We start from the raw sequence: 25,504 nt of genomic DNA, 5'->3' as shown, positions 1-25,504 counted from the left end.
GCGCAGGCCGGGCACCTGCGGGCGTGGAGGTAGCCGTGGACCGGTCCGTTCAGGCCCTGCCAGAGGTGCGGGCGGATCAACTCGCCGGGGGCGGTGGCGGTGCGGCAGCCCACGCACGACAGCTGCGGCTGCCCGGCATGCTCGCGCGCGGCCTGGTGCTGGACGGCCAGGGTCTGGCCGCGTTCGCAGGGGCCGAGGGGGCAGCGCGGGCATTCGATGCCGTGGTCGTACCAGTCGAGGCAGGCCGCCAGGACCCGGGTCTGGACGGTGTGGCAGGGCGCGCAGGCGCGCAGGCGTCCGCCCGGGGCTGAGGCCGACGCCTTCGCCGGGCGGCAGCGCCCGTGGACACCACACGCACACGGCCCCTGAACGCTGTTGGAGACAGAGGGTGCTGAGGGCGGGCACGACGGCCAGGAACAGACCCTGGGGCACGTCAGGCACGAGGTCGCTCCCCAGGAGAAGCGCGGGGTGGTCCCGGCGGCCCCGCGGCCGGGCCAGTCCTCCTCCAGGCGGCCGGCGGCGAGACGGGCGCCCTCGACACGCTCGGAGAGCAGGCCAGCATGGATGAGGGGGCAGGTATCGAGGTGGGCGCGGTAGGCCCCGTACGGGTGTCCGGGGACTCTCCGGGAACTCGTGGTCGTCCACGCAGCCGTCCGGGTCGGGCGCGGTCTTCCTCCGCGCACCCGTCCTGAGGGAGCCGGTCGTTGCAGATCCGTGAGGGGGGAAGGCGGCTGGGTCTGTTTGCCGGCCTTCGGCGAGCACCGTGCGGTACAGGTTCGTGCGCGAGTGTTCCAGGCTGCAGGAGCGCCGCCCGGTCCGGGCGAGGTCCACCGGATTGCCTGCCGCCTTGCGGCCTGTCAGGAGGCAGCAGCTCAGTACAGTCAGCCGACTGCCAGTGGCCCCGTCCCAGCGGCCTCGTGGTGGGTGCTGACCGGTGGCACACCCGCCGGGGTCAGGCCGCGCGGGTGTAGCGGTCGGCCTGGCGGGCGGTGGCTTCGGTGCGGCCCGCGGCCAGGCGGGCTGCGGCTGCTTCCCGGCCAAGCAGCGTCCAGCGCGTCTTCGCGGTCGTGCGTGCTTCGCGTACGAGGCGGTGGTGGGCGGCCTGGGCGGCGAGCTCGGTGGTGCGGAACTGGTGGAGTTCGTAGTCAAGCATTTCCGTGTCCCCCCTGGGTTTTGGTGTCTCGCTCTGTGCGATGACTCCACTTTCGTTTCCCAGGGGGGTCGGCCGCATCGGGAAGGTTCCGCATCTTCCGGTGGGGCGGGGGCCTTAGGCGTGCGGGGGAGCCTTACGACTCGGTATACGACGCGGTACGCGACAGCCAGGGATCCCCGCGGGAGGCGGTGAGCTCTGGCGGTCCTGCGAGACTGCCGGCATGACGGGCATGATCACGGTCAGCGACTACGACCCCCGATGGCCGGAGCGGTTCGAGGAGCTGCGGCGGCGCCTGGCAGCTCACGTCGCGGATCTGGCTGTGTCCATCGAGCATGTCGGCAGTACGGCCGTGCCCGGGTGTGCGGCCAAGCCGGTCATCGACCTCGACGTTGTGGTGTCCGCGGAGACCGTCATGCCCGAGTTGGTCTCCCGGCTCGCCGGGCAGGGCTACCGGCACGAAGGCGATCTCGGGATTCGGGGGCGGCAGGCATTCCAGGCCCCTCCCGGGGCTGTGGAACATCATCTGTACGCCGTGGTCACGGGCTCAAAGCCCCACCTTGATCACGTCCTGCTCCGTGACTATCTGCGTCAGCATCCCGATGAGGTCCAGCGCTACAGCGCCTTGAAGGTGGCCCTGGCACGGCGGCTTCCTGCCGGCAGCGAGGGCAGGGCGGCCTACTCGGCGGCGAAGAGCGCTCTGGTGGAGGAACTGGTCGCGAAGTCCTACACCGCTCGGGCCGCCGGGGCATCATGACGCGAGGCGGACCGCACGGGTTGCGGCGGGAACATCAGCGACAGGACGCCCCCGCGCTTGTCCCCGGGCCGGATCCGGGACGGCCCCCGGCTGGGCTGACGCTGCGCGCCCGCAGCCCGCGTGAGTCGGCTTCTCAGTAGGCCGTGCTTCCGTGACCGTGGCAGCCCCTGGAACTCAGTACCTGCCGTCTTCGCTGACCAAAGGCTCGACTTCGTCCGGATGCTGCTGGGCGGCGGGTCAGGATGCGCAGTCGTCGTCGGCGTCTGGCTGTGCCGTTTGGAGGCCCGGCTGCGGGCCTGTCTTGAGCTGGTGATGCGGCCGCGTTGGGAACGGTCTGCCGCCGGTGTACCGGGCCTCTGCCTCCGTGACCGCCCTCATGACGGCATCGGCCACGAATGCGGACAGACTGATCGGCGGCAACGCCACCTCCGGATGTCGCTGCAGGCCGACCACGGTGTTGCGCAGCCGCTCCAGATCCTTCGTCTCGATGTACGCCGGGATCTTCTGCTTGCCCACCCAGAACTCCCCTTCCACGACGGCCTCGTTGACAGCCCCCGTCGCCTCGCGGCCCACTACCAGCACGACGTAACCGGCAAGGCCAAGCCAGGGACAGGAGGCAGGGAAAAGAACCTCGGCAGGCACCGCACGGGGGCTCGCTTGCCAGGTTACAACTCCAGCAGAGCCCAGCGCCGGTTCCCCGGATCATCACGTTCGGTGTCGGCGCCGCAAGACAGCACCCCGAGCGCGGCAACCTCCTCCAGGAACGTCTCGTCGCCCTGGCCTGGTCCGCTGCCCTGGTGGGAGAGGGCCATGATCAGGGCTGCGCCGTCCTGGTCGGCCACGTGGACGGTGATGCACTGCCCACCGTCACCCAGCGCGGCCCCAGCCAGCAAGCGGGTCACTGCGCCGCACTTCTCCCGCTGTGCGGCGCTGGTGAGGTACCCCCAGGAGCGCAGCTGTTCGACGACCTTGGCCGCGGCCCTGGCCTTCGACCTGGTGGCGGATTCCAGGGCCCAGTTGGCGGCGCGCCGGTTGGCGATCAGCGCGGCTGGACGGCGGCGGGCGGGTGGCGTGCCGGTCCGCTTCTGTAGCGGCGTCAGCGGGTCGGGAGGCGGTGGCGAGGGAGGCTTCTTCTTCGGCGGGGGCGGGGTCTTGGGCGGATAGTCGGGCCGAGGCTTCACGGGGGTGTCCTGCCGTGCGTCGTCCATGAAGCGACGGTACTCCCGAACAGCAGGCAAAGACCTGATACTTCATGGTTTGCCCCCGCCCGCAGACGAGGGGGCAGAAGCTTGCCTCACGCATCACCGGGTGTCGGCGCGTTGGCGGCCGCTTCCTCAGCCGCGTTGGCGCCCCTGACGCCGGGCAGGGGCTGCCGGGCGGGGGCGAGCACCCAGCAGGTCCTGGCGGGAGCAGATGCCGATCGTGGCGAGGGCTGGGCGGAAGGAGATGAGGGCCCCGCGACCGGTTGGGGACCGGTCCATGTCCGGCCGGAGCGCCGGTTCCACCAGATCCGCTCGCCGCCCGTGACACCTTTCCAGGTCATGCAGAGGAAACCGGCGTTCACGGCGAGATCGGGACCGACACTGCTGCGCGCACCCCGCGCCACTGCCGGCACTTCCCAGGACTCCAGGATGACGTCCCTGCGGGCCCACCAGTGCGTTCCTGGCCTCCGATCCCATCCCTCTCTCCACGCCGAGTACAGCCCGCCCTCGGGCGGACAGGCCCGTGCCACCCCGGCACTGGTCACGGCGAACCGCACACCCAAAGGGTCGCTCCAGACGCCGCTATACTCACGCGGCCGTCCCTGGAGTTCCGCCACGCCATACGGCATGCCGCGCTCAACGGTCAGCGCGGGCCCGAAGTTGGTATGGGCGTTGGGGACAACCTGCGCACCCGACCACTCCTCGTTCCAACTGCTCCGCCAGACCTGTTCCCCCGCCGCTGTGCCCCCCCGAAGCCCCAACCGGTACGCCACAGGCCCGTGCTTGTGCTCGGAGAGCCGCACTGCCGAGTTAGTGGCGATCAGACGGCCCTGCTGGTCGTAGCGCACCGTTGCGAGCAGGCGTGGTGTCGCGGTCATGGACAGCCGGTGCCGTGCGGGACGAGGCGCTGCTCGTTGATACGCCCCCACACCTCGGAGGTCTCGGCGTGGTGGGACTCATCCGCCACCAGCAGGTCCCCTTCCGGCAGCAGCTACGCCCCGCCCCGCTCCACACGCAGCCGGTGCCCAGCGACCGGCGAGCCCTCCACGCTCGCGTACGTCGCCAGCACCGTGAACCGACCGTCCTCCTGGGAGGCGAAGGCGTTCACATGCCACGCCATCGCCCGCGGTTCCGTTGACACCACCCCCCGGCACGCCCCGCAACGCCGACGTCGGCGTTGAGATGGCCGAGACGGTCAGCGCCGCTGGATCACTTTTCGTACAGTGTCCGCAGGGAGGTTCGGCATGATCAGGAGCGAGGGGGTGCTGTCGGCATGACAGCCATGGCTGAGGGCCGTGTCGGTGACAGCGTTTTCGCGCGTGAGTTCTGCCGTGTCACTCTGCCCAAGCTGCTGACCGGAGCGGGGTTGAACACTGACGATGCCCAGACGGTCGCCGCCGATGTGGCCCGCCGCGCGCAGATGCTTGCTGCGCTTCCTGCTGCCTACTTCGATGTCCTGGTGACGCCGTTCCTCGAAGAGGCCTCCCAGCACCGGCCGCGGTCGACACCGGCCTGGCTGAGGGCTGCCGTGGTCGTGGCCGTGCGCAACAGCCGCCTGGAAGACTTCCATGCGCTGGGCGGCCCGCTCGGCAACACCCGGATCGCGGCCATCACCGAGGCTTCCGCTGGCCCGCTTGCCGAACTGCTCCAAGAGCCCGGCGCACCGGTCAAGGGCAACGTGCTGACCGGATTCAACTTGATGTACCCACGTGCGTGGGCGTGCCTGACCGCCTTGTCCGACCTGATGGCATCGGATACCGACACCCAACGCACCTACACCATGCCCGAAGGACCACGGCCTCAGCTCCCCGGTCTGGAGGAGACCGTCCACGCCAGGGAAGCCACGGGCCTCACACCGATGGCCGACGGCCAGGCCGTGGTCGCTTCGGGCATTGACCCGCGTTTTGACCAGGCGCTCCTGATGATGATGCGGCAGGTCAACGAGGGCGTCGCCGAACTGGTCCCGCTGTCCGCGCTCAGCCGCTTGTCCCGCAACAGCGCCAAGCAGCTGCGCGTGCTGGAGTTCCTCCTGTCGCGCCGGGCGACCGTGCTCACCACCAACTACCTTCTGGCCCCGGGCCTGGTGGGGGCCCGCACTCGGCCGCTGGTCAAGCCCGACTCCTACGATCTTCGGGGCAGTATGAAGCAACTGCGAGGTCTTGGTCCGACGCATACCCACTGGGTCAAGGAGCTGCGCAAGCAGTTGTAGCGCCTGCGCGGAACGTGGCGCTCCCTGCGGTGGCACGGTGCCGGGGTGGCTGGGTCATGATGTGAGTGGCCGACGGTAACACGAGTACAGGGGTGGGGCGTTGATGGATCAGGACAGCGAGCTGTGCCGGAACTGCGGGGAGCAGGTGTTCCGGCTTGACGGCGGGCGCTGGTCGCACGGGTTCGGCCAGTGGGGGAGCGTGGGATGCCGTGCTTACAGCTTCACGCGGACAGGTGCCTGGGACGAGCGTCTGACGCGCGCGGACAAGGCCGGTCCGCGTACGCGTGCACAGCGTGAGGGGCGAGAGGAGTTCCCGGCGTGGCCGGCGCTGCGCGAGCGGCGGCTTGAGGCCGAGCGGGAGGAAAGAGAGGCAGAGGCACTGGCCGCGACTCGTTTCTCGCCGAAGCTGGCCAGAGCGGTCAAAGCAGCCGAAGAGGTGGTGGCCGATCCGGGCGACTGTACCTTCCGCACCCTGGAGCGGCGCCGCCAGGCAGTGATCCTGGCGATGGAAGAGCAGGCCCGCCGTACCGCAGCCGGACAAGGACACGCCGCGTTGGGCAGTGTCACCGCACAGAGCGAACTCGGCCGGCTCCTGCAGCTGACCAGGGAACTTCTGCGCGCTCTACGGGCTGCAGAGGAGCATCTGCCGCCGACCGAGGCGCTCAAGGCGGCGGCGGGCCGCTACTGTGCCCGCGTCGACCAGATCGCCAGTGACCGTTACGCGTCGTTGCCGCGGCAGGGCGACGGCGCTGCTGCGGAACGGTACGCGTTGAGTGAGGCGCGGGAGCAGGCGCAGCGGAGCTGACACCGCAGCGTCAGCCCGGAGGACACGAGAGGTGGCGTGTCACGTGTCCGCCCAGGGCAGCTGGAGTCCGGTGAACAGGGCCTTCAGCTCGGGCGGGTAGCTGCCGAGGCTGTCCCGTACCGGGTCGAGGCCTTTACAGACTGGACTTCCCGTCCGGCGATGTGGGGCCAGTAGGAGTCTGCGACGATGATCCACCCTGCCTCATCGGTGAGAGGCCCGATTTCCTCGAGGTGCTGGCGGTTGGCGAGCACGAATTCCATGGCCCGCGTCATGCGTCCGCACCGCGCCCGGAGTACCCGTTGTGTGGACACGCGTCCCCGATAGCGGGCCCGTCCGTAGGTCCTTGAGCGCCTGGCGTTGCGCTTGTGGACGAGTCTTTCCATCGCACGTGCCGGGTACGCAGCCATGTTCCGAGGCCGCTACAGCGGCCAGCCTGGCTACGGCGTCTTCAACTGGAGCCGCTGATGCGGACATCGGTGGCTCCGCCCGGTGTTCGAGGCGGTCCGAAGCGGCCCCGCCAAGGCTTCTTGACCGCGCTGGTCATCCTGTGGGGCCACTTGCAGCCGCTCATGCGGGCCCGCCGTAGCGAACTGCACGCGCTCAGCGCAGCCTTCCAGCGGCCCGGCCCGTCAGAGAGCAACCCGGCGGACGGCATGGCTGCTGCAGAGAACGGCATCCGGGCGTCGACAAGACCCGGCCTGGGCTGACGTTTCCGCAAGGGTTCCCGCAGTCGCTGCATCGCGTGGCTGCACCTGAGCTGGTTCGCCTGGAACCCGATCCTGCAACCACGAAGCACGGCATCCTAGGCCCGGCGGTAGCACAGTCGCCACGGCCGCTCATGCGGATTCGCTGGGACGGTGACGGTCCCACGGACCTCGGCTGAGCCCGGCTGAGGGGTGGTCAGCCCTGTTCGACAGCGATACGTGCCAGGAGTTTCAGCAGGGGCAGGTCGGCTGCCACGGCATCGACTGCGTTGCCGAAGTCGTTGAGGATGAGATCCTTCTTGCCGTGTGCCAGGCCGTTTCGGATGGCGTAGAGGTGCTTGGCGGTATCGATGCCAGCTGTTGTGAGAGCCTCCACACGGCCAAGTGCCCGTTCTTTGAGCACGGAGAACACCTCGACGGGCTCCTCGGCGTGTTCCGGGAGAAATGCTGGAATGGTCAGCAGCTTCCCGAAGTCGTACTCCTCGAGGGAATCGAGGTGGTCGATGATGAAGTCCATGCCGTTGCTGCTCCGCGGCGCTTCCAGCACGCGGTACAGCCCCATGTACTCGGCGAGCAGGTCAACGTGCCTGATGGCCATGGCGTAAAGGGCAAGCGGTTCGAAGCGAGCCGTGAAGCGGCGGCTGAACAGGGCCAGCGGATCCTTGTACGTGCCGTACCGCAGCTGCAGCATGCCGGTGTACCGGATCTCATGGGCCTGCTGGGCGACGGAGTCCAGGGTGTCACGGTAGGTGCGATTGGCGGGAAGCCACGGGCGGTCGTGCCCGATTGGTTCGTAGGGTGCAGTGGCTGGCTCCTGAAGTGGGGTGACAACCGTGGGGGAGTCGTGGTCGAACGCGATGCAGTCCGCGACGAGGAGCACGTCCTCAAGCGACGGCGCCGTGAGGGAAGCGTCGTAGAACCCCTCCGCGTTGAGGGGAAGAGGTACGAGCAGACCCAGCTCGGAGAGCTCTTGCATGCCCCACTTACCATCGGCCTCGAACTCCTCGATGCCGATGCCCGGCATGCGGACGCCGTAGGCAAGACTCAGCCAGTCGATTCCTCCTTGTACCATGCAGGAAGGATAGGCAGCCCGCGTGGGCAGTCTTCCCTTCAGTACGGTTGTGCGGCACCAGGCGGATCGTCCTTCAACGCGCCACAACGGGTCGCCAGGGTGACCGCGTTCGACGCATATCGCCTTGGCGGTATGGGTGCTGTGGTGACCAGCGGACGAGCAGTCCACGGGATGGTGGCTTCCGCGCCCACGCGCCACTTCGGTGACCTCATCTGTCGGAGTGCGGGCCGGATGTCATAGCCCTCGTGCAAGATGGGGAACTGCCTCCATGCCATGGTGCGGAGGCAGTTGGGGTCTGCTGCATTCAGGGGGCGTTCGTGTTCCAGCGTCATCTTCACCGTCATGACGACGTCGATCTGGTGATGTCCGCGCTGGGGGACGATCCCCAGTGCCTGCCGGTTCTCATCACATGGGGTGCGGGCCTGCGCCGTGACGTGGCTTCGTCTCTGCGGGAGGTCATCGCGACCGGGGCGTGGCAGAGCGACTTCCGTGTCCGCAGCGCCGCGGCCCACTGGCGTGAGGAACCCCGCTTCCAGGTCTTCCTTGACCACGGGCTCGAAAAGCGCCGTAACCGAGGCCCCAAATATGAGCACCTGGACGCCGCTCTGCTGACGTTCCCCGAGACCCGTGCCGCTCTCTACCGGGTGAGTGCGGCCGAATGCCCGCAGCACTGCCGCACGGAGACCGGCACTTTTGCCGAGGACCGTCATGTGGATGACTACCGCGAGGCGCTGTTCGGCTGGTACGCCGCCATCCAGCACGCACACGCCTGCGTCGTGAGGGCGGCGCGCTGGTTTGCGAACGCACAACCGCCCGACCCCCGCCTGCCTGGGACCTTCACCGACTGGATGAGCGGAACCCGGCGACACCACAGCAGCGACACCGCGCCGGAGACGGATCCGGCCACCCAACGCGCTGTGCAGGAAATCATCCTGATGATGCACGCCTGGAGTCCGCACACCTTCGAAGCCATCGACGTGGCCTTCCAGAAAGTGGAGGGAGAAGACGCATCCCACGCCTGGGGCGGCAGCTTCGAGCCCGCCGGCCGGCCCGAAGCCCAGGCGGCCGCGGAAGCACTCGCGAGCGTCCTTTCCGCACAGGAACGCCAGCAGGTCCGGGACGTCATCGACGGTATCGAGGCCGACGACGAGGACCGCGACATGGACCTCGCGAAGGACACCACGCTGGCCTGCACCAGCGACCGCCACCGCACCCTCGGCGCCGAATCCGGCGAACGCGAGGACTGCGCCAGGGCCCGGGGCCGTGTGTACGAAGAGGCCTCTCAGCCCTGGAATGAGGATGTCGACCACGCGGCCGAAGCCGCCCGGCTCGCCCGGTTCCTGCTCGGACCCCGTACCGACCGGATCCGCACCGCCCTTGCCGTGGCCCGGGCAGCCGTGGCCCGGGACACCGCCGAGACCGCGCCGCAGGTCTGGCACGACAACGCCGAAACCCTCCGGGAAGCACGCGAAGCCGCAGGACTCGACCTCCACGACGCCGCCGGCCACTTGGGCATCAAGCCCGCCACACTCCAGCGCTTCGAACAGGCAACGGGCAAGCTCCCCGGACGACCGGTCTCCCTCGGCTACCTCCAACTCCTCACTCTGACCTGCACGCAGGCGGGCCGCACCGCTCCCGCCTGCGTCCCGCAGGCCATCTCCCAGCCGGTGGCTTCACTGCCGACCACCCTGTAAGACGCCACCACACCTACACCCCTCGCCGTGCGCCCCGCAGTAGACCGGCTGAAACACAGCCCCTGTAGACCCGGGGCGAACCCGTCGACGCCGCCCGCACCCGGCTTGCCGCCATCACCCCCGACCCCGCGGCAGGCCGGGCCCCACGCGACCACATGGTCGAAGCTTTCGACGGGATCGACCGCTGGGTTCCGCGCCCGGTCCGCATCACCCTCACCGACCTGGTCGACCGCAAAGCCGCCACCATCCGCCAACTCCAGGTCCCCGACACCGAACCCGCCCACCCCGCTGCCCTCGAGGCACTCACCCGCTGGACCGACTGAGTATGTCGATGACGGGCGGCTCTGGCTCAACTTGTGTGGGGCGGTCGCTCTCCGTGATGGCAAAGGCTCGTGAATTCGAACGTGACGTTGCCTGAAAAGAGAGGGACTTGCTGCTCGTCGGGGTGAACGTACGGGGCCGTGAACGATGTCTTGCCCTGTTTCCCGGAGATGCTGTTCGCGTCGCTTCCCAACGTGGTGGTGACGTCTGTCGGCGCGAGCGGCGAAGTGATACGCATCGAGGCACGCAGTGCGACCGACGGGGCTTCATGCCCCGGGTGCGGTTCCTGGTCGCGCCACGTGCACGGCTCCTACCTGCGCTTTCCCGGCGACTTGCCGGTGGTCGGCAGACCCGTGGTGCTGGCCCTCCGGGTGCGGCGGTTCACTTGCCCGACCACCGAGTGCCCGCGGCAGACGTTCGTAGAGCAGCTCGTGGGGCTGACGCGTCGACACGGCCGCTGGAGCGAACGGCTGCGATCGTTCCTCGGCTCCCTGGGCCTGGCCCTCGCGGGACGAGCGGGTGGGCGCCTGGCAGCGTTGACCGGGATCCGGGTCAGTCGGAGCACCGTGCTACGGATGGTGCACGCTCTGCCCGAGCCGTCTCCTCCGCCTCCGACGGCGGTCGGCGTCGACGAGTACGCGATGCGCAAGGGCCGCGTCTGCGGCACGGTGCTGGTCGACGTCGAAAGTCGGCGCCCGCTTGACCTCCTGCCCGACCGGGAACCGGAGACACTCGCCGCCTGGCTCATCCAGCATCCCCAGATCAAGGTCGTCTGCCGGGACCGGGCCCCGTTCTACGCCGAAGGCGCCACGCGCGGCGCCCCGCAGGCTCGCCAGGTGGCGGATCGCTGGCACCTGTGGCACAACCTGGGCCAGGCCGCTGAACGGTGCGTCTCCCAGCACCGACACTGCCTCCGCAGCTCCTCGCCGACAACAAAACCGCAGGCCGAGCCGGGGCCCGCAGCCGAGGAGACCACCACCTCGCCCTGGCCGACCGGCCGCCGCTTCGCCGACCGCACCCGCACCAAGCACGCTCAGGTCCACGCACTCCTAGAGGCCGGCCACAGCAGGCGGTCGATCGCCCGCCAGTTGGGCATGGGCCACCACACCGTGCAGCGGTTCGCCCTTGCCAGGACCCCCGAAGAACTCTTCCGCGGCCAGTGGCAAAACCGCCCGACCAGGCTCGATGCGTTCAAGCCCTACCTCCACCAACGATGGACGGACGGCTGCACCAACGCCTGGAAGCTATGGGAAGAGATCACCGAACACGGGTACCGCGGCAAATACGCCTCCGTCCGCGACTACCTGCGCCCCTTGCGCACCACGCCGCGCGCCCCAGACGTCAAGCCGCCCTCGGTACGAACCGTCACCGGCTGGCTCCTCACGCACCCCGACCTGCTGCCCGAGGATAACCAGCTTCGGCTGAAGACCGCCCTCGCGCATTGCCCTGAACTGGAGGCACTCACCCGGCACATCCGATCCTTCGCCCGGATTCTCACCCAACGCGAAGGTGAGTGGACTGCAGAATGGATCGCCTTGGTGCGTGCCGATGACCTGCCCGGCCTGCACTCCTTCGCCAACGGTCTTGAACGCGACCTCGACGCGGTCGTCGCCGGGCTCTCTACCCCGTGGAACTCCGGCGTCGTCGAAGGCCATGTCAACCGCATCAAGATGCTCAAGCGCCAGATGTTCGGCCGCGCCGGATTCGAACTCCTCCGAAAGCGGGTCCTGTTGGCCTGACGGATAGTGACCGCCCCACACAAGTTGAGCCAGATCCGGAACTCGTCTACATACTCAGAGGTCAGATTCGGGGCGCCGTCGATCCTGCTGCGCCCGGCGGGCTCGCTGCGCAGATACGCGAGGACGGACCGCTGCACCCTTCCCATGCCCCGTGACATGGCCCCAGGATTCCGCCGCGGGCGCGCCTTGGGCAACGAGCGCATACTCTCCGGCGGGAGCGCACCGGCGTACGGGCCCATCAACCGCGTCATCGTCGGTACGGTCATCATCACGGCACCGACGACGGCACACACCACCGGATCCAGGGGGGGCCAATGGGCGTGGAGAACGGATCGCAGAGCATCCCGTGGGGCGGCGAGTGGCGACGGCACCTTCGCTCCGATGCCGAGATGGATCTCGTGCGCTCGTGGATGCGGCGTCTCGAATGCCCGACCTGCCAGGCGGTCGCAGGGCGGGCCTGCCACACTGCGGGCGGCCGCCCGACCAACGAACACCGTGCGCGCCGTGACGCCGTCGGCCCCATCCCGTACGAGGAGTGGCGAAAGGAGGGCCTCATCCCGGAGCAGCGGACGTACACGATCCCGGCAGTACTCAAAGAAACGGAGAAGGCCCGCACCGACTTCAACGTGGACACCGCCCTGGCCGACGGGGTGGCGATCGTCCGCATGTTCCTCGCCGACCGGCTCGGGCTGTTCCTCCAGGGCGAAGAAGCCATGGACCGCATCGACGACGCCGTGCGCAAACTGATTGAGGTCCGCGGGCCGGTGGGGACAGCCGACCTGGTCACCGTCCTCGCCAGCCAAGTCGCCTCGCTGCTGGCTGCAAACGCCGGGCCTGACGGCGACCCGGAGGCCCTGTTTGACGCGATGATCCGCGCGCAGATCGACATAGCCCGCCGGATGAATGCGATCGAGAAGGAACGAGCCGACGGCTGACCGGCCTGGCCGACGCCCATCGTGACCGCGATCTGGGCAACGAACATTTAGCTACGGCGATCGGGAACACGGATGGCCAGCGGGCCATGGGGATGTACAACTCAGCAACGAGCACTTAGGACGTCACGCCGATCGCCGTGGCTACATTCCGCAGTAGCTCTCGGCTCGCATGGCCAAGGCCGCCGCGAGTTCGTCCACGTCGACGTCATCGAGACTGTTGACCTTCTCGAGGTACTCGGTGAGCTCGCTGCGCAGGACCGCCTGCTAGGAGAAGCGTCATCGTCCACGCGGGCAGTCTGCCAGCCCCGCCAGCAGGCAGAACGGCCGTCTGTTGCAGGGGAGTTCGGCCCCATGCGCTCTGCTCATGGGGAACAAGGGGAAGAAGCAGCGTGGCCGCCGACACCGATCTCCGCAACAGCGGCCTGCCCGCCAGCCTGGCGTCCCGACGCCGCGTGCGGCATCGCGGCCGATGGGGACGTTGCCCCTGAAGGGCAATCTCAGCATGCAGGCCACCTTGCTGGAGCAGGCCCCGCCGCACCAACTGGTTGAACTGCTCCTGCCGCACCCGTGGGCGTCGATCGCCGAAGAGGTAGGAGCGCCGTCGAACATCTGCGTCGACGCGGCGCTGGCCCTGCGGCACGCGTTCGGGCAGTACGGCATCCGCACAGAACTCCAGCCTGTCGACCTGAACATCCGAAACCAGAAAGGCGGCGAGGAAGTCTTCCGCACGTCCGAGCAGTCCTGGAGCGCGGACGGCACGGTCTTCCACGGCCACTGTCTGCTCGTCCTGCCCGACTCCCAGCGCATGGTGGACGCGACCGTGGAACAGTTCGCGCAGATCGCAGCCCTCGAGCAAGGGCCGCTGATCGGCAGGACCGCCGCCAGCAAGGAGATCGGCCCCGGCGAACTGATGCCCCCGCACTCCCAGCTCCTGGTGCAGCGCGGCGATCTGCTGCTGCGCTACACCGTGCTCGACGAGCCGCTCGCCTCGCTCCTGCGCGACGACCAGCCCTACATCTCCCGCCACGTGGCACAGCACCGGCGAGCCGGGGTCAATCTCGCCTCGCTCATGCTCCTCGCGCTTCGTGACCCCGAGGTCATCGGCCGGGCCCGCCAGGCACCGTACCCGCGCCTGCGGGCGCTGCTCCGCGTCGTCGCAGACGCCGACCACCAGGTCGATGCCGCGCGCAACTTCCGCTTCCGGCTGCCGGACGCCACAGGGCAGGAGCAGTGGCTTCGGCTCGACGAGATCCCCCTCCCACCCACCACACCGGCGGCCTATCCACGCTAGTGATCGCCATTTTCCTGGAAGGGGAGTCCGTACGTGAGCACGCACGCAGTTGAGTACGTCCGCAGCCTGAAGATCGCGGACGACATCGCGCGGCGGGTGTTCCTGCTGCTGGCCAAGCGCACCCACGCGCCGGGCGACGCGCGCCGGCCCGAGGATGTCCCCGAGGTCATGGGGCTTCAGCTGCGGCCCGGCGACATCCCGGTCCTCGCCCTGCACGCCCAGCTCTCCCCGGACGAACTCCGCCAGCAACTGCGCGGCCTGAAGCAGCACGTACGCATGGACGTCCTCGAGCACCCCGACGGCGTCTGGGAGATCGTGTACGGGCCGTCGTACGCCCGGCCGCCCCGCTCGCCCGATTCCGGCCTGCTGACCCCGGACGCCTGGCTCGTACTAGGCCTGCCCTGGCCTGATCAGACCCGGGAGGGCTGGGGCGAGTGCGCCCTCGCAATCGCCCCGCAGATGATCCCCCGCAGCCTCGTCAGCGAGAGCGCCGGCTTCGCCCTCGACTTCGCCCGCAGCCTCGCCCGCGATCCGGACGACGGGCCGGGCAAGACGGTCTTCTTCTCCGACATCACCCTGTGGCTCGACAGCCAAGGCAAGACCTGGGCGGACCTCGGAGCCGACTACGACGCCGTCGTCGACGAACTGATCGGCGCCCCGGTCCCGCAGCTCTACCTCACCCTCATGCAGAAGGCGCACGCCATCGTCCGCGACGCGAGCCGCGAGGGCATGCGCCTGTACTACCCGAACGGCGACATCGAGCACGTCACCCCGCAGCTGCGCCAGGAAGTCCACCGGGTAATCACCCAGAGCCTGGAGCGCGACTGGCCGCCCTACGTTCAGGGCCTCATCGACCGCGGGGCACTCACCAGAGAGACTGGTCTCCCACCTTCAACGGCACCTGGAGACTTGGCCCCAGCTACGCCCCAGTCAGCCGGTCACCGGTGCTGCCTTGATCGTCAACCATCAGCACCGGATGGATCCCGCCCAGCGCCCCACCGAGGTGTACCAGCGCAAAGAGTTCGTCGATGCGCTCACCTCCCCAGTGATCGCCAGTGGCCAGCTCTTCGACTGGTGGCGCGCTCAAGATTGGTCGGCCGTGCGAACCGCTGTGCTCGGGCGGCCTCACTCCGGCCGGACAAGCAAGCCAACTACGTCACAGAACATCGCGAGTGCCCCACGGCGGAGCAGGTTCTGGTTCCGCTCAGACGGTGCCAACTCTGCATAGCGGAGGATCTGTCGGCGATCCCAACGCTGGCCATTGGGGCAAGGCCGAGGTGATCCGTGAACTGCTGGGGCGTGGCGTGCGCCGGACGGCATCCTGCGCGACGCGCTGACGGCTCGCGATAAGAGGGGCAGCGCGAGGGCTAGGTCGACCGCTACGCCGCTGCCCACTCCACCCCGAGTTCCGCCAGCGCCTGGAGCTTGTCAGCGGTCAGTTTCCCGCGCCTGCTCTTGCTGTTGGACAGGAACACGCCGAGCCTAACCTCAGTCCCATCCGGCAAGACCTCAACGTGCGAGCGACTGACAGGCCCCACAGAACCCGTACGGGCCTTGTACTGCGCCAAGGCCGCGACACCCCGCTCGAAGGCTGCAGAGCCACTCTTTCCCTTCGTGAGTGCTGGCATATTGAACTGCACCAATTCCCTGTCGGAGATGGGAACAGCCCGCATGGCGTGCTCGCGCCAGATTTTGCATGCTTCGGTCCGGTTCGCTGCCCCAAGCTTTTCGAGGATGTTCTGCATGTGCTTGCTACCGGTGCAGAGCCTCACGCCCAGGACACTGGAGATCTGTTGGTCAGTGAGCCCATCGTTCGCCAGATTGAGGACCTGTACCTCGCGGTCGGTGAGAGACTCGGGAGCTGCCCTACGAAGGCGTTGCGCTTTCCTGTCTAGGGCCAGTAGCTCGGGGTGCAGCTGCTCGATGAACTCGCGCTCTTGGGGAGTGAAGGAAAGGCCTTGGCGACCTAAAGCGAAGGATCTCATCGTTCCTGGCGGAGAGTCCATGGGGATGGCGATGTGATCATAGAATCCGAGCACATCGTGAATGTCCTGGCTGGCTTCAGTCTTTTTCCAATCCGTAAGTGACATGCCGTCAGTCACGGTCATGGGTTTGCGCACAGAGGTCGTTGCATAGTGCTGGATTAGCGGATGGCGGCGCATATTTCGCCGGGTGAGTGCCTTGATTTCAGAAGAGTCGACCTTGGATTCGGGCCACCCCAGACCCAGGGCGCCACCCTTAGATAGATCCACTTCGGAGAATACGCATGCAGGGCAGTCCATGGTGTCCTGCAGGAGTTGCGCTATCAGCTCATAGTGAGTCGGGGGTTGACGGATAAAATTCCGAAATAGATCGATCACTGCTTTTTGATTACGGGAAATGCTCATCGATGGTGTTTTCCTACAGTTCGTAGTTCTGAGAATGGTGATGCACCCTGCGTGTGGTCTTCAGTGTGATCGTGCCCGCGTTCCGGTGGCCTGAACGTGGCGAAGTTGCCCAAGACCCGAGGGGAGACTTGCATGTCCGACGGGCACCCGAAGTCCCTACCCAAGCGCACCCATAGGAAGCGGAAGAAGATCCGCGTCCAGATCGGCGATGACCTGGACTTTACGGTCGGCTTGTACGTGTCCCCCAGAGCGTTGGCCATGCTTAGCACAGCCGTTGCAGCATGCGGGGGATACTGCGGATACCTCATCCAGCGATAGCGCGGTACCGCTGCTGCTCAGTGGAGCCCGAAGTCGGCGAGCGCGGAGCGTTTGTCGGGGGTGAGCTTGGCGAACGGGCCTTGGTGTTGGTCAGCCACGCGCCGCGCTTGACTTCGGGACTGGGCCCGCCCAGTTGATGCCCAGTGCGGTGAGGGCGGCCAGCTGCTCCTGGGTGAGTTTGTCGCGCCTCGCTTTAGTGTTGGAGAGCCACACCCCCAGCTTGACGACGACCGGCTCCGCCGTGCCGTCGATCGTGATTTCCTCGGCGTGGCTGCGTGGGACGGGCCGGTCTGTGCCTTCGCGCTGTACCCACTGCGCAAGGGCCTCCAGGCCACGCTGGAACGCCTGCTGCGCTTTGCTCGGGCCCTTCGTGCGGGGCGCCGCCGGGGCTACAGGGGCGTTGATGCCGAGCGTGGTCAGCTGTGACGGTGGCTTTGGTTTTTGGGCAGTTGGGTTGTTGTGGCCTGGGGTTTTGTTTCTTGGTTGGGATTCTGGGCTGGGGTGAGGTGTGTTCTGCGGTGGGGGACGGGCCTGGCGGTGGTTGTTCGGTTTGGGTGTTCGGGGTGTTGTGCAGGGGTTTCGTGGGTGTGTGGGATTGATCTTGGGTGTGTTGTTGATCGGGATGGTGCGTCGGGGGGAGAGTGGTGTGGCTGTGGACTGGGCCTGGTCGGGCGCTGGTCACAGGCGTGATCGGAGGTAGGTGTGGAGCGGTGTGAGTTTTTGCCGGGGTTGAGGGGTGTGTTGAGTGGTGGGTGCCTTGTGTCTGGGCTGTCTGCTTCACAGTGAGATTGATCTTGGTTGTGGGTATCGGCTTGCTGACCTGTATGTCTGACCTGGTGCATGCCATTGGCCATGGATTTTCGTGGGGCAGATCTGCGGTCTCTTTGGGTATGTGAGATTCCCTGGAGTCTTTGAGAACTCCTATGGCGTCGTGCGGAGATGGATATGGATGTGGAGCTCCTGGTGGGGGTGGGTGCGGGGGCTGTGCAGTGTCCCGGGGGCTGCTGCTGGGCGCAGATCGGGGCTGGTTTTGCAGATGCGCGGGAGTTGGGGATTTTGGTGCTGGCGTGGGACGGGTCGTCGGGCCGGGGTCGGTGACGGCGGTGTGGCCGTGTACCCCGCTGGCTGGCGGAGGGCTGCTGACCCGGCGGGATTCCAGCCGGGGCTGCCTGTCCGCTGTGGTGTGAGGGGTTATCCGCCGATGTCGGTGTTGTCGAGGAGGGTGTGGGTGATGTCTTCGGTGCCTTCTTCGATGGCGGTGATGGCTGCCTGGCAGATGAGGTGGGAGAGGAGTTTGAGGTAGCCGCCGGTGCGGGCGTGGAGGTACTGGGCGTGTGTGACCAGGGCGTTGGGGCTGAGGTGGTGCAGGCTGAGGTTTTCCTCGAATCCGCGCAGGAGGCGGGGCCAGGTCTCCTGGTCCCCGTCGTACAGGGGGATGGGGTCGAGCCAGGTTGCGGGCAGGCGGCTGGGGTCGGCAGCGGGCAGCACGGTGCGTTTTGTGCCGTCTTGGCCGGTGGTGAGTGGTGCCCGCAGGCTCAGGCCCTGGTGCGCTGTGGCGAGGTTGTCGGTCTTGACGCGGGCGGCGCGCAGGATCTCGAGGGCGCCGGTGCCGCAGAAAATGGTGGTGATGCCGAGCTGTTCGCGCAGATAGTCGAAGTAGTGTAGTACGGGGGTGAGTTGGTCTGGATGGACGCGCTGCAGGCCGTCGATCAGGAGCAGCTGCGTCCAGCCGCGCTCTAGGACAAGCCGTACGGGATGCGAGAGATCGGGTGTGCGCCGGGTCTGGAGCAGGTCGTCTTCGGTCGTGGGCTTGGGGGCCAGCCCGAGGAACTCGGCGATCTCCCGTACCCAGTTCACCACGTTGTCCGCGTCCTGCGGTGCCGTGATGTGCACGACGGGGATCCGGTCGTCGTGGTGGTGCTCGATGGACTGCTGGAAGGCGCGGCCGATGGCCCGCAGCAGGAAGGTCTTGCCGGTGCCGGGCGGTCCGTCGATCACCCGGTCCATGAGGCCTTCGCGCCGGTTGCGGTTGGCGAGCAGCAGCCGGTGGGCTTTGAGTAGGGCCGTATCGAAGGCGGGGTGGGAGACGAGGCGCAGGTGGCCGTGGTAGCGCAGGCGGGGATCGTCGGATGGGACGGGCGCGCCGGGCGGGGCGCAGTCGTCAAGATCGGGGCGCTGGACCATGTCGTGGACGTAGGCGTTCCAGCCCTGCAGGGTGAAGATCCAGCGGGGCGCCATCGGAGCGGCTTGCGCCTGGTGAAGGATCTGCCGTTCTTGGTGGGCGCGTGCGGTGCTGCGTGCGGCGGCGGTCGCCATGTCTGCTCCTTGGGGCGGTGAGGGGTGGTGGGGGAGTGGTGGCCTGGCGGGCGGGTCATGTCCGGGCCCGCGGATCGCCTGCATACGGTCCGCCCCTTCTGGTTCAGCCGCCGTCTGTGTCGTGGGCCGCCGGTGCCCGGCTGCCGGCGATGGGCAGGGAGGGGTAGGCGGTGACGGTTTCGATGTCGATGGACACCCCTGCGTACGGATCCGCCGCTGCCGCGGGTTCCGCGGTCACCTCCAGTCCCCGATACGGAATGCGCGGCGCGGCCTTCTGTGCCTGGCCGGGGCCTTTGCGGGTGGTGCGGCGGAAGGCCCGCACGGCCTTGACGACCGCCAGCTGGTCGTCGCCTCGGCCGCCGTCCTCCACGACGGCTGCGGTGGCCCGCTCCCACAGGTCCTGGGTCCAGGGGTCGGTGAGGAGGTGCCGGTGGATGAACTCGGCCTCGATCCACCCGTGTGAGTACAGGTGGTCGAAGAGGTAGGTGGTTTCGGGGTGGTAGGGGTTGTAGCGGGCCTCGAAGCGATCACCGTGCTCGGCGATCCCGGAGCGCTGTCCTGCAAGGAGCCGCATCCGCCGGTCAGGGCTCTGGTAGGTGCGGTTTTCGATGGTGATGCCCTTGTCGGTGATCTTCACCCAGGCCGGGATGAGCAGCTTGCGCGCCTGTTCGGCGGTGAGGGGCCGCGGCCGGTAGCCTGACATCGCCACCTGATGCGCGTACATCTCGTTCGGTGACAGGATCAGCCCCGGCGTGAACGGGCTGCGCAGTGCCTTGTGCGGTCGTTGCTGGTAGTCGAGCGCGACCCCACTGCTCGGCCAGTTCCTGCAGCGTGTTGAGGGGATACAGCGGCCCCTTGTCGATTCCCAGGCCCCGGCGGGCGAAGCCGGTCCCCGTCCAGCCCGCCACGTGCTGGCTGAACCGGGAGCCGAGTGTGCGGAAGAAGCGTTCCTTGAGCGGTTTGTCGGTGGGGGTGTTCTTGCGCGCGTACTCGATGGTGATGCCCAGCAGCTCGCAGACGTTGCGGAAGTGGTCGCTCAGGTACGGGCTGCCCTGGTCGATGATGACGGTCTGCGGGTGGATGACGGGGCGCGCTGCGGCGGCGCGGGCGAAGCGTTCATCGGCCGCGCGCAGGTGTTCAAGGGACAGCGCGGAGCCTTCGGCCAGGGCCAGCGGGTCCCAGCCCGGGCGCCAGGCCAGCGGGGCGAAGCACTGTGCCAGCAGCAGGACTAGGTCGTATGCCCGGGTGGCGCGTCCGCCGATCCGCTTGCCCGGCGGGCCCTGTCCGGTCACCACTGGAACGATCATGACCGCGCAGTTGGACCGCGACGCGACATCGATCGCTGAGGTCAGCTCTGCGGAGATGGCTTCGCCGTCGTCACCGAGGGCCTTCACCTTCAGCGGCGAGGTGTCGATCTGCACGACTTGGCCAGGCCGCAGCGCGTGGCTGGGCCGGTAGGGAGGCAGCGGTTTGCTCGCCTGCTGCGCCCGCCGGCGGGTCGGGGCGGCCAGCAGGCCAGCGAGCCCGGTGTCGGCCATCCGCCGGTAGAACGTGGCCCGCTTGACCAGCAGCCGCTGCTGTTCCTGCGGGTCGGTCAGCTGCGCCCGGTAGCGGTCACGGATCACGCCCAGCACGTCGTCGTAGACGGTCTGGATGTCGACCCCCGATTCCCGGCTGCGGGCTGTGACCACTTCACGCATGATCTCGATGACCCGCGCATCCGTGCGGTGGCCCGCGGTGCGCTGGGCCCGCTGGACCAGGACCAGCGGGTTCTCGCCTGCGTGTTTCCACTTCAGCCGCATCGCCTCCAGCGTCTTGGCACTGATGGAGTGTCCCGCGGCGGCCAGTTCCTGCGCCTTGGCCGCGTAACGCTGGGCCAAGGTCGTGACAGCGGGGTTGTAGCCGGGCCTGGGCACACGCTGGCCTGGCAGCAGCCCGGTGTCGAGCTCCTTCATGTGCCGGTGCCACCGCTGGGCCTGAGCGCGCTGCTTCTTGGACAGGCCGGTGGCCAGGTCGGGCAGGGGGGACGGCGCTGTAGGGTGTCCGTCCGCGTCGAGGACGGTGAAGCCCGGTACGGTCACCAGCGCCGTGTACAGCACTTCCACCGGGGCACAGGCGCCTGGGGCCAGGAGCAGGACGGCCGGATGGTGAAATGCCACGACCTGGTACAGGGTGCCCTGCCACAGCACCTGATCACCCAGGCGCACGTGGCCGGGTGTGAACGCTCCCGTCTCGTTCATGACGTTTCGCCGGTGGCCGCCCACGCCGACGCCGAGGGCATCAGGGGCCTCTCCCAGTGAATGTACAGACGGCGCTGCCAGATCAGCCGGTACACCAGGTCGAGCACTGCGAGGTAGGGCACTCCACTGGCCAGCGCCCCCTCACTGATCGGGCGTTCACGGGTGAATGCGTCCTCGATTGCCTCCTGCTCGGCAGCCGCAACCGCAGTCGGCTGCCGATAGTCCGCCACCCACTCCAGATTGGCCAGAGGCATCCCCTCGGGCACCCGCAGGACCGACACCCTCCAGCCGGCCACCCGGGCAGTCTCCTGCAGGATCTCCATCTGCTCCTGCCACTGCGCACCGCCCTTCTCCGGCTCCACGACCACCACGAGCCGCGCCCCGCTGGCCGTCCGCGCGATGAAGTCCGGGCGCCAGCGCCGTCTGCCCCGCGCCCCCTGCCGGTGCAGCTCCACCGGCTCGCCGGAAAACCAGGTGATGTCCGGGGCGAAGTCCAGCTCGAGCGCGACCCGTCTGCGGCGCAGCGAGCCGCACACCACATGGCCGCCCGTGGTCACGCACCACCAGTCGGACAGTTTCCCCGGGCGCCCGCGAAAGGCCACCGGCTCCGCCGGCGGGCGGCGTTCCTCCAACACCACTCCGACAAGATCAGCTGGTCGCACGGACACCAGCTGCCCGCGCTCGTCCAGATGGCACGCCCGGATCCCGCGCACCTGGCCTCCCCTCGTCGCTGGCAGCCAGCATGGTCAGCCAGGCAGCGGCGAGGCAGGACAGCAGGCGGGCTTCGCCCGAACGAGGGGCATGCCCTTGACAGGCCCCCCGGAACGGCCGGGCCTACATTTCTGCCGCCGTCATGCCCAGCTGCCAGGGCAGGCAGGAACGCTCGTTGAGAGCCCCGTTCGCTTCGGCGACCCGGCCATGGCCTGCGGCCAGTGCCAGGCCCCGCCGACCCGCCGCTCGGTACGAGGCCGATGCAGCGCTACCGGCATGGCGCTCCAGCCACATCAGCAGCGGCGCCCGCCCCTCGGCAGAGCCCACCTGCCACCGCTCCATCAGCCGTTCCACGCCGTCGAGCCACCGGGTACGGCCTGCCGCATCGCGCTGTCCGGCGCGTTCGAAGTCGCGCATCGCGTACGCGAGCCGGATCGCTTCCGGGTAGATCACCAGCGGCGCCGCCCGTAGTTCCCGCACCCCCAGGCCGGCGATGCGGGCCCGCTGCACCCAGCACACGGTTTCCGGCATCCGCGTCCACCAGCGGACACAGACCTGGAAGGCGTCGGCGAACAGTTCCTCGCCCGCAGGCCCCAGGCGCGTAGCCAGCCGCACCCGCCCGCGGTGCGCCCGCACCACATCCTCAAGTACCGCCAGCCGTACGAACTGCGGCCCGCTCCCGCGGGAGTCGTCCGACCAGTAGCCATGGCGTACACAGACATTCCAGGCATCCGGCGACAGCAGCCGCACCGGCTCGCTGATGCCACGGGCACCAGCACACAGGGGACATGCGCGTACCAGGTATCCGCTGTCTGCTTCCCACGGCCACCGCCAGACCGCGTCGCCGGCGTGGGGGAGCAGGTGCCGGTCGGCCAGGCTCGGCAGCGCCCGCGCAAGGACATCGGTGCTGCGCCCGGACAGCACCGACAGGTACTCCCGCCCCGCGGCGTTGACGTACATCTCGGTGTACCGCGGGTACTCCTCCACCCGCGCCTCGTCCGCGGGCGCCTCGCCCTGCCCGACGCGGTCGAGGAAAGCGGCCAGGGACAGCCCGTTGGCGTGCGCGAGCCGGGCCACGAACGACCCCGTCGACTCGCCGGGTACGGGCCGAACCGTCAGCGGCAGAGGCCGTGACGGCCCGTACAGGTCCAGAACATCCAGCACACCGCCTCCCTTGCCCACGCCGCAATCACCGTTGCCAGCAGGGAAGCCGGCCGTCAAGAGCACGAAACCCCTTCAGGTGAACCTCGGCGATCGCTCGGCTGGCACGCCCCGGGTCTGTTCACCCTTGGTGCCGTATGCGCGTGTCCGCCGTCATCACCGGGGGAGAGGGCATTGCCTCCTACGACCGCCAAGCGAAGGACGCCCGGGCCGCTACCTCGGCCTGTGCTCACCACAGGACCCTGCGGACCCTGATCTGGCCGGCATCCTCACCATGGTGCACACTCCGGACGCGCTCGCCGATCACGCGGCCGCCCATACCGGCGCGCTCAACGTGTTCTGCACCTACCACTCCCTGGCCAAAGCGGCCGCAGCCCACCGGGACTTTCATCTGCCGCGCTGGGATGTCGTGGTGGCCGACGAAGCCCACCGCACCACCGGCGACTGCGCGAACCTGTGGACCCTCATCCACGACGACGGCGCGCTGCCCGCCCGCCACCGCCTCTATATGACCGCGACCCCCCGCGTCTTCGACGCCACCACCGCCCACTTCGACGGTACGTGGGGCGACAGCGTGATCGCCTCCATGGACGACCTGAGCATCTACGGGCCCGTCGTCTACCGCATCTCCCTGAAAGAAGCCATCGACGAAGGCCTCCTCGCCGACTACCGCATCGCAGGCATCGTCATCACCGACGAGGACCTGCGCCACGCCCTGAACCGGCTGTCCGCACGGACCTGGAGTGGCGAAGCGCTGCGCACGGCAGCCGCTCAACTTGCCCTGCTCACCGCGCAGCACCGCTACGACCTGCGCCGCACCCTGACCTTCCACCCGTGCATCGACGCCGCCGAAGTATTCGCCGAAACCCTGCCGCAGACCGCCGCTCTCCTGCCGCCCGCCCTCCAGGGTCCCCTGTGGATCGGCACGGTCAGCTCCCGCCAGAGCCCCGCCCAGCGCCACCACCACCTCACCAGCTTCGCCGACGTCCCCCTCGACACCGGCCGCTCCACCGCGCCGCCCCGGCGTGCGGTGCTGACCAACTGCCGCTGCCTGTCCGAAGGCGTCGACATCCCGGCTATCGACTCCGTGCTGTTCGCCCACCCCAAGACCAGCACCATCGACATCGTCCAGTCCATCGGCCGGACCCTGCGCCAGATTCCGGGCAGCGGGAAGATCTCCACGATCATCGTCCCCATCTACATGGCCCCCGGCGAAACCCTCGAAGAGGCCACCAAGAAGAGCCCGTTCCACCTGATCTACCGGGTCCTCATCGGCCTCGACGTCTACGACGAACACACCTTCCACCGCGTCGACCACCTCCGATGGACCGGCGACCCCGCCGCTCCGCAACTCGCCGCACGTCCCGAGCGCGCCGACGAGATCGCGCCCCACCTCGGCCTGAGCGACGTCATGGCACCCAACCGCGTCTGGGAAGCCGCCTTCGAGAGGGCCCGCGCCTTCCACGCCGCCCACGGCCATCTGAATGTCCCCAGCCGCCACCAAGCGGGCCGCTTCTACCTGGGCTGGTGGATCGGGCACCAGCGCTCGATGCGCAAGAACAATCTCCTGCTGCCCGAGCGCATCCACCAGCTCGACACCCTCGGCATGCTCTGGGAGCACCCGCCGCACAGCATCGAGCACGCCCTTTCCATGGCCCGCGACTACACCCGCCTCAACGGCCATCTCGCCCCACGCCTGAGCGAGGCCCACCACGGTTTCCCGCTCGGCCGGTGGATTGCCGAGCGGCGCCGGGAAGCACATGCAGGCGGCCTGCCGTACTGCTATCTGCGCGCCCTGAACGAGATTTACCCCTTCTGGAACGCCAGCTGGGACCCCCGGGGCACGTGGCGCCGCACCTGCGCGGAAGCCCTTGCCGCAGCCCGGCGCGGCCAGCTCGCCTTCCCCCACCCGCCTCCCGGCCCCGATGCCCCGCCGCTCACCCGCTGGCTCGACGCCCAGATCAGCGGCTTTTTCGCCCTGACCGAACAGCAGCACCTCCTGCTAGGAGCGCTCGGCCTGGACCATCCCCTCGCCCAGCTCCTCCACCGCCCCCACAGCACTTCCGGCTGGGCGTTCCTGCGCGGCCTGCACGCCGCCCACACCTTCTGGCGCACCCACCGCCATCTCGACGTCCCCGCCCGTCACTTCGACCCCCACAGCCCCTGCCGCTGCCTGGGCCGCTGGATCGCCGACTGCCGTCGCGGCCCGCACCGGCTCACCGAACAGCAACGCACCGCTCTGGAGACTCTCGGCATGCGCTGGACGAAGCGGATGCCCCGGTCCTGGGCGGCGTCCCGCTGATCCGCGCCGCACGGCAGCCACCGCTGCCGGAAGACCGCCGCGGTTTCCCGGAGCCTGGGCGCAGGGCCGTGCCGTGTACCCAACGTCCCCCTCCGATGGGCTGCTGTCTTCACCTCGCTCCCCCTGCTGCCCGGGCAGCGCCCCACCAGCCGCCCGGTCACCGGGCGGCTGGTGGGGCACAGACCTCCCG

The 25,504-nt window shown here is 68.5% G+C and carries 21 protein-coding genes and 2 pseudogenes; 10 read left to right on the top strand and 13 right to left on the bottom strand.

Annotated features, from left to right (window positions below):
* Window positions 1-952: 952 nt before the first annotated feature.
* Window positions 953-1,153, bottom strand: a complete 201-nt coding sequence (locus AC07A4_RS40285) for a hypothetical protein (RefSeq protein WP_478609289.1) — start codon at window positions 1,151-1,153, stop codon at window positions 953-955.
* Between the two features lie 220 nt (window positions 1,154-1,373).
* Between AC07A4_RS40285 and AC07A4_RS40280 the strand changes: the two genes are divergently transcribed.
* Window positions 1,374-1,907 (top strand): GrpB family protein, encoded by a 534-nt coding sequence (locus AC07A4_RS40280; protein ID WP_478609286.1) that lies wholly within the window; start codon window positions 1,374-1,376, stop codon window positions 1,905-1,907.
* 237 nt (window positions 1,908-2,144) lie between these two features.
* Here the strand turns inward: AC07A4_RS40280 and AC07A4_RS40275 are convergent, their stop codons facing one another.
* The 3 genes from AC07A4_RS40275 to AC07A4_RS40265 form a co-directional block, all read right to left on the bottom strand.
* Window positions 2,145-2,423: a hypothetical protein gene (locus AC07A4_RS40275; protein WP_478609284.1), complete on the bottom strand. Its 279-nt coding sequence runs from the start codon at window positions 2,421-2,423 to the stop codon at window positions 2,145-2,147.
* A 149-nt stretch (window positions 2,424-2,572) separates the two neighbouring features.
* Complete coding sequence (locus AC07A4_RS40270) at window positions 2,573-3,115, bottom strand: hypothetical protein (protein WP_478609282.1); 543 nt, start codon at window positions 3,113-3,115, stop codon at window positions 2,573-2,575.
* Window positions 3,116-4,100: 985 nt separating this feature from the next.
* Window positions 4,101-4,229: a hypothetical protein gene (locus tag AC07A4_RS40265; protein WP_478609279.1), complete on the bottom strand. Its 129-nt coding sequence runs from the start codon at window positions 4,227-4,229 to the stop codon at window positions 4,101-4,103.
* A gap of 153 nt (window positions 4,230-4,382) precedes the next feature.
* On the opposite strand from AC07A4_RS40265, the gene AC07A4_RS40260 reads away from it, so the two are divergent.
* Together AC07A4_RS40260 and AC07A4_RS40255 are read left to right on the top strand one after the other, a co-directional pair.
* Window positions 4,383-5,318 (top strand): hypothetical protein, encoded by a 936-nt coding sequence (locus AC07A4_RS40260; protein WP_478609277.1) that lies wholly within the window; start codon window positions 4,383-4,385, stop codon window positions 5,316-5,318.
* 103 nt (window positions 5,319-5,421) lie between these two features.
* Window positions 5,422-6,123 carry a hypothetical protein gene (locus AC07A4_RS40255; RefSeq protein ID WP_478609275.1) on the top strand — a complete coding sequence of 234 codons (702 nt, stop codon included), beginning with the start codon at window positions 5,422-5,424 and terminating at the stop codon, window positions 6,121-6,123.
* A 900-nt stretch (window positions 6,124-7,023) separates the two neighbouring features.
* Here AC07A4_RS40255 and mauJ read toward each other — a convergent pair.
* Window positions 7,024-7,899: a methylamine utilization protein MauJ gene (mauJ, locus tag AC07A4_RS40250; RefSeq protein WP_478609273.1), complete on the bottom strand. Its 876-nt coding sequence runs from the start codon at window positions 7,897-7,899 to the stop codon at window positions 7,024-7,026.
* Window positions 7,900-8,216: 317 nt separating this feature from the next.
* Between mauJ and AC07A4_RS40245 the strand changes: the two genes are divergently transcribed.
* The 6 genes from AC07A4_RS40245 to AC07A4_RS40220 all read left to right on the top strand — a co-directional run bounded on the left by AC07A4_RS40245 (window position 8,217) and on the right by AC07A4_RS40220 (window position 15,160).
* Complete coding sequence (locus tag AC07A4_RS40245) at window positions 8,217-9,593, top strand: helix-turn-helix domain-containing protein (RefSeq protein WP_478609271.1); 1,377 nt, start codon at window positions 8,217-8,219, stop codon at window positions 9,591-9,593.
* Between the two features lie 155 nt (window positions 9,594-9,748).
* Complete coding sequence (locus AC07A4_RS40240) at window positions 9,749-9,916, top strand: hypothetical protein (RefSeq protein ID WP_478609269.1); 168 nt, start codon at window positions 9,749-9,751, stop codon at window positions 9,914-9,916.
* A 138-nt stretch (window positions 9,917-10,054) separates the two neighbouring features.
* Entirely contained in the window at window positions 10,055-11,653 is a 1,599-nt protein-coding gene (locus AC07A4_RS40235) for an ISL3 family transposase (protein ID WP_478609267.1), read from the top strand.
* Between the two features lie 314 nt (window positions 11,654-11,967).
* Window positions 11,968-12,588, top strand: coding sequence for a zinc finger domain-containing protein (locus AC07A4_RS40230; protein ID WP_478609265.1), 621 nt, complete (start codon window positions 11,968-11,970; stop codon window positions 12,586-12,588).
* 502 nt (window positions 12,589-13,090) lie between these two features.
* Window positions 13,091-13,879, top strand: a complete 789-nt coding sequence (locus tag AC07A4_RS40225) for a hypothetical protein (protein WP_478609263.1) — start codon at window positions 13,091-13,093, stop codon at window positions 13,877-13,879.
* A gap of 33 nt (window positions 13,880-13,912) precedes the next feature.
* On the top strand, window positions 13,913-15,160 hold the full coding sequence (locus AC07A4_RS40220; protein ID WP_478609261.1) for a hypothetical protein: 1,248 nt from the start codon (window positions 13,913-13,915) through the stop codon (window positions 15,158-15,160).
* Window positions 15,161-15,258: 98 nt separating this feature from the next.
* Here the strand turns inward: AC07A4_RS40220 and AC07A4_RS40215 are convergent.
* The 8 genes and pseudogenes from AC07A4_RS40215 to AC07A4_RS40180 form a co-directional block, all read right to left on the bottom strand.
* Window positions 15,259-15,480 (bottom strand): annotated as a pseudogene (locus tag AC07A4_RS40215) (helicase associated domain-containing protein); the annotation flags it as partial.
* Between the two features lie 105 nt (window positions 15,481-15,585).
* Window positions 15,586-15,864: pseudogene (locus AC07A4_RS40210) on the bottom strand (helix-turn-helix domain-containing protein); the annotation flags it as partial.
* An 810-nt stretch (window positions 15,865-16,674) separates the two neighbouring features.
* The gene (locus AC07A4_RS40205; RefSeq protein ID WP_478609306.1) at window positions 16,675-16,989 is read right to left on the bottom strand and encodes a helicase associated domain-containing protein; all 315 of its coding nucleotides are present in this window, start codon (window positions 16,987-16,989) and stop codon (window positions 16,675-16,677) included.
* Between the two features lie 786 nt (window positions 16,990-17,775).
* Window positions 17,776-18,900 (bottom strand): ATP-binding protein, encoded by a 1,125-nt coding sequence (locus tag AC07A4_RS40200; RefSeq protein ID WP_478609258.1) that lies wholly within the window; start codon window positions 18,898-18,900, stop codon window positions 17,776-17,778.
* A gap of 103 nt (window positions 18,901-19,003) precedes the next feature.
* Window positions 19,004-19,537 (bottom strand): Mu transposase C-terminal domain-containing protein, encoded by a 534-nt coding sequence (locus AC07A4_RS40195; RefSeq protein WP_478609256.1) that lies wholly within the window; start codon window positions 19,535-19,537, stop codon window positions 19,004-19,006.
* Window positions 19,482-21,140, bottom strand: coding sequence for a hypothetical protein (locus AC07A4_RS40190; protein WP_478609254.1), 1,659 nt, complete (start codon window positions 21,138-21,140; stop codon window positions 19,482-19,484). Before AC07A4_RS40190 ends, AC07A4_RS40195 begins: the two co-directional genes overlap by 56 nt.
* Entirely contained in the window at window positions 21,137-21,853 is a 717-nt protein-coding gene (locus tag AC07A4_RS40185; protein ID WP_478609251.1) for a TnsA-like heteromeric transposase endonuclease subunit, read from the bottom strand. The genes AC07A4_RS40190 and AC07A4_RS40185 overlap by 4 nt, the downstream gene beginning before the upstream one ends.
* 121 nt (window positions 21,854-21,974) lie before the next feature.
* A complete protein-coding gene (locus AC07A4_RS40180; protein WP_478609248.1) occupies window positions 21,975-23,015 on the bottom strand; it encodes a TniQ family protein in 1,041 nt (346 codons plus the stop codon).
* A gap of 271 nt (window positions 23,016-23,286) precedes the next feature.
* Here AC07A4_RS40180 and AC07A4_RS40175 point away from each other — a divergent pair, with 271 nt between their 5' ends.
* Window positions 23,287-25,314, top strand: coding sequence for a helicase associated domain-containing protein (locus tag AC07A4_RS40175; protein WP_478609245.1), 2,028 nt, complete (start codon window positions 23,287-23,289; stop codon window positions 25,312-25,314).
* Window positions 25,315-25,504 lie beyond the last annotated feature (190 nt).

It is taken from the genome of Streptomyces sp. NPDC043996 (assembly GCF_056435225.1).
This window is presented reverse-complemented; position numbering and strand designations above follow the sequence as displayed.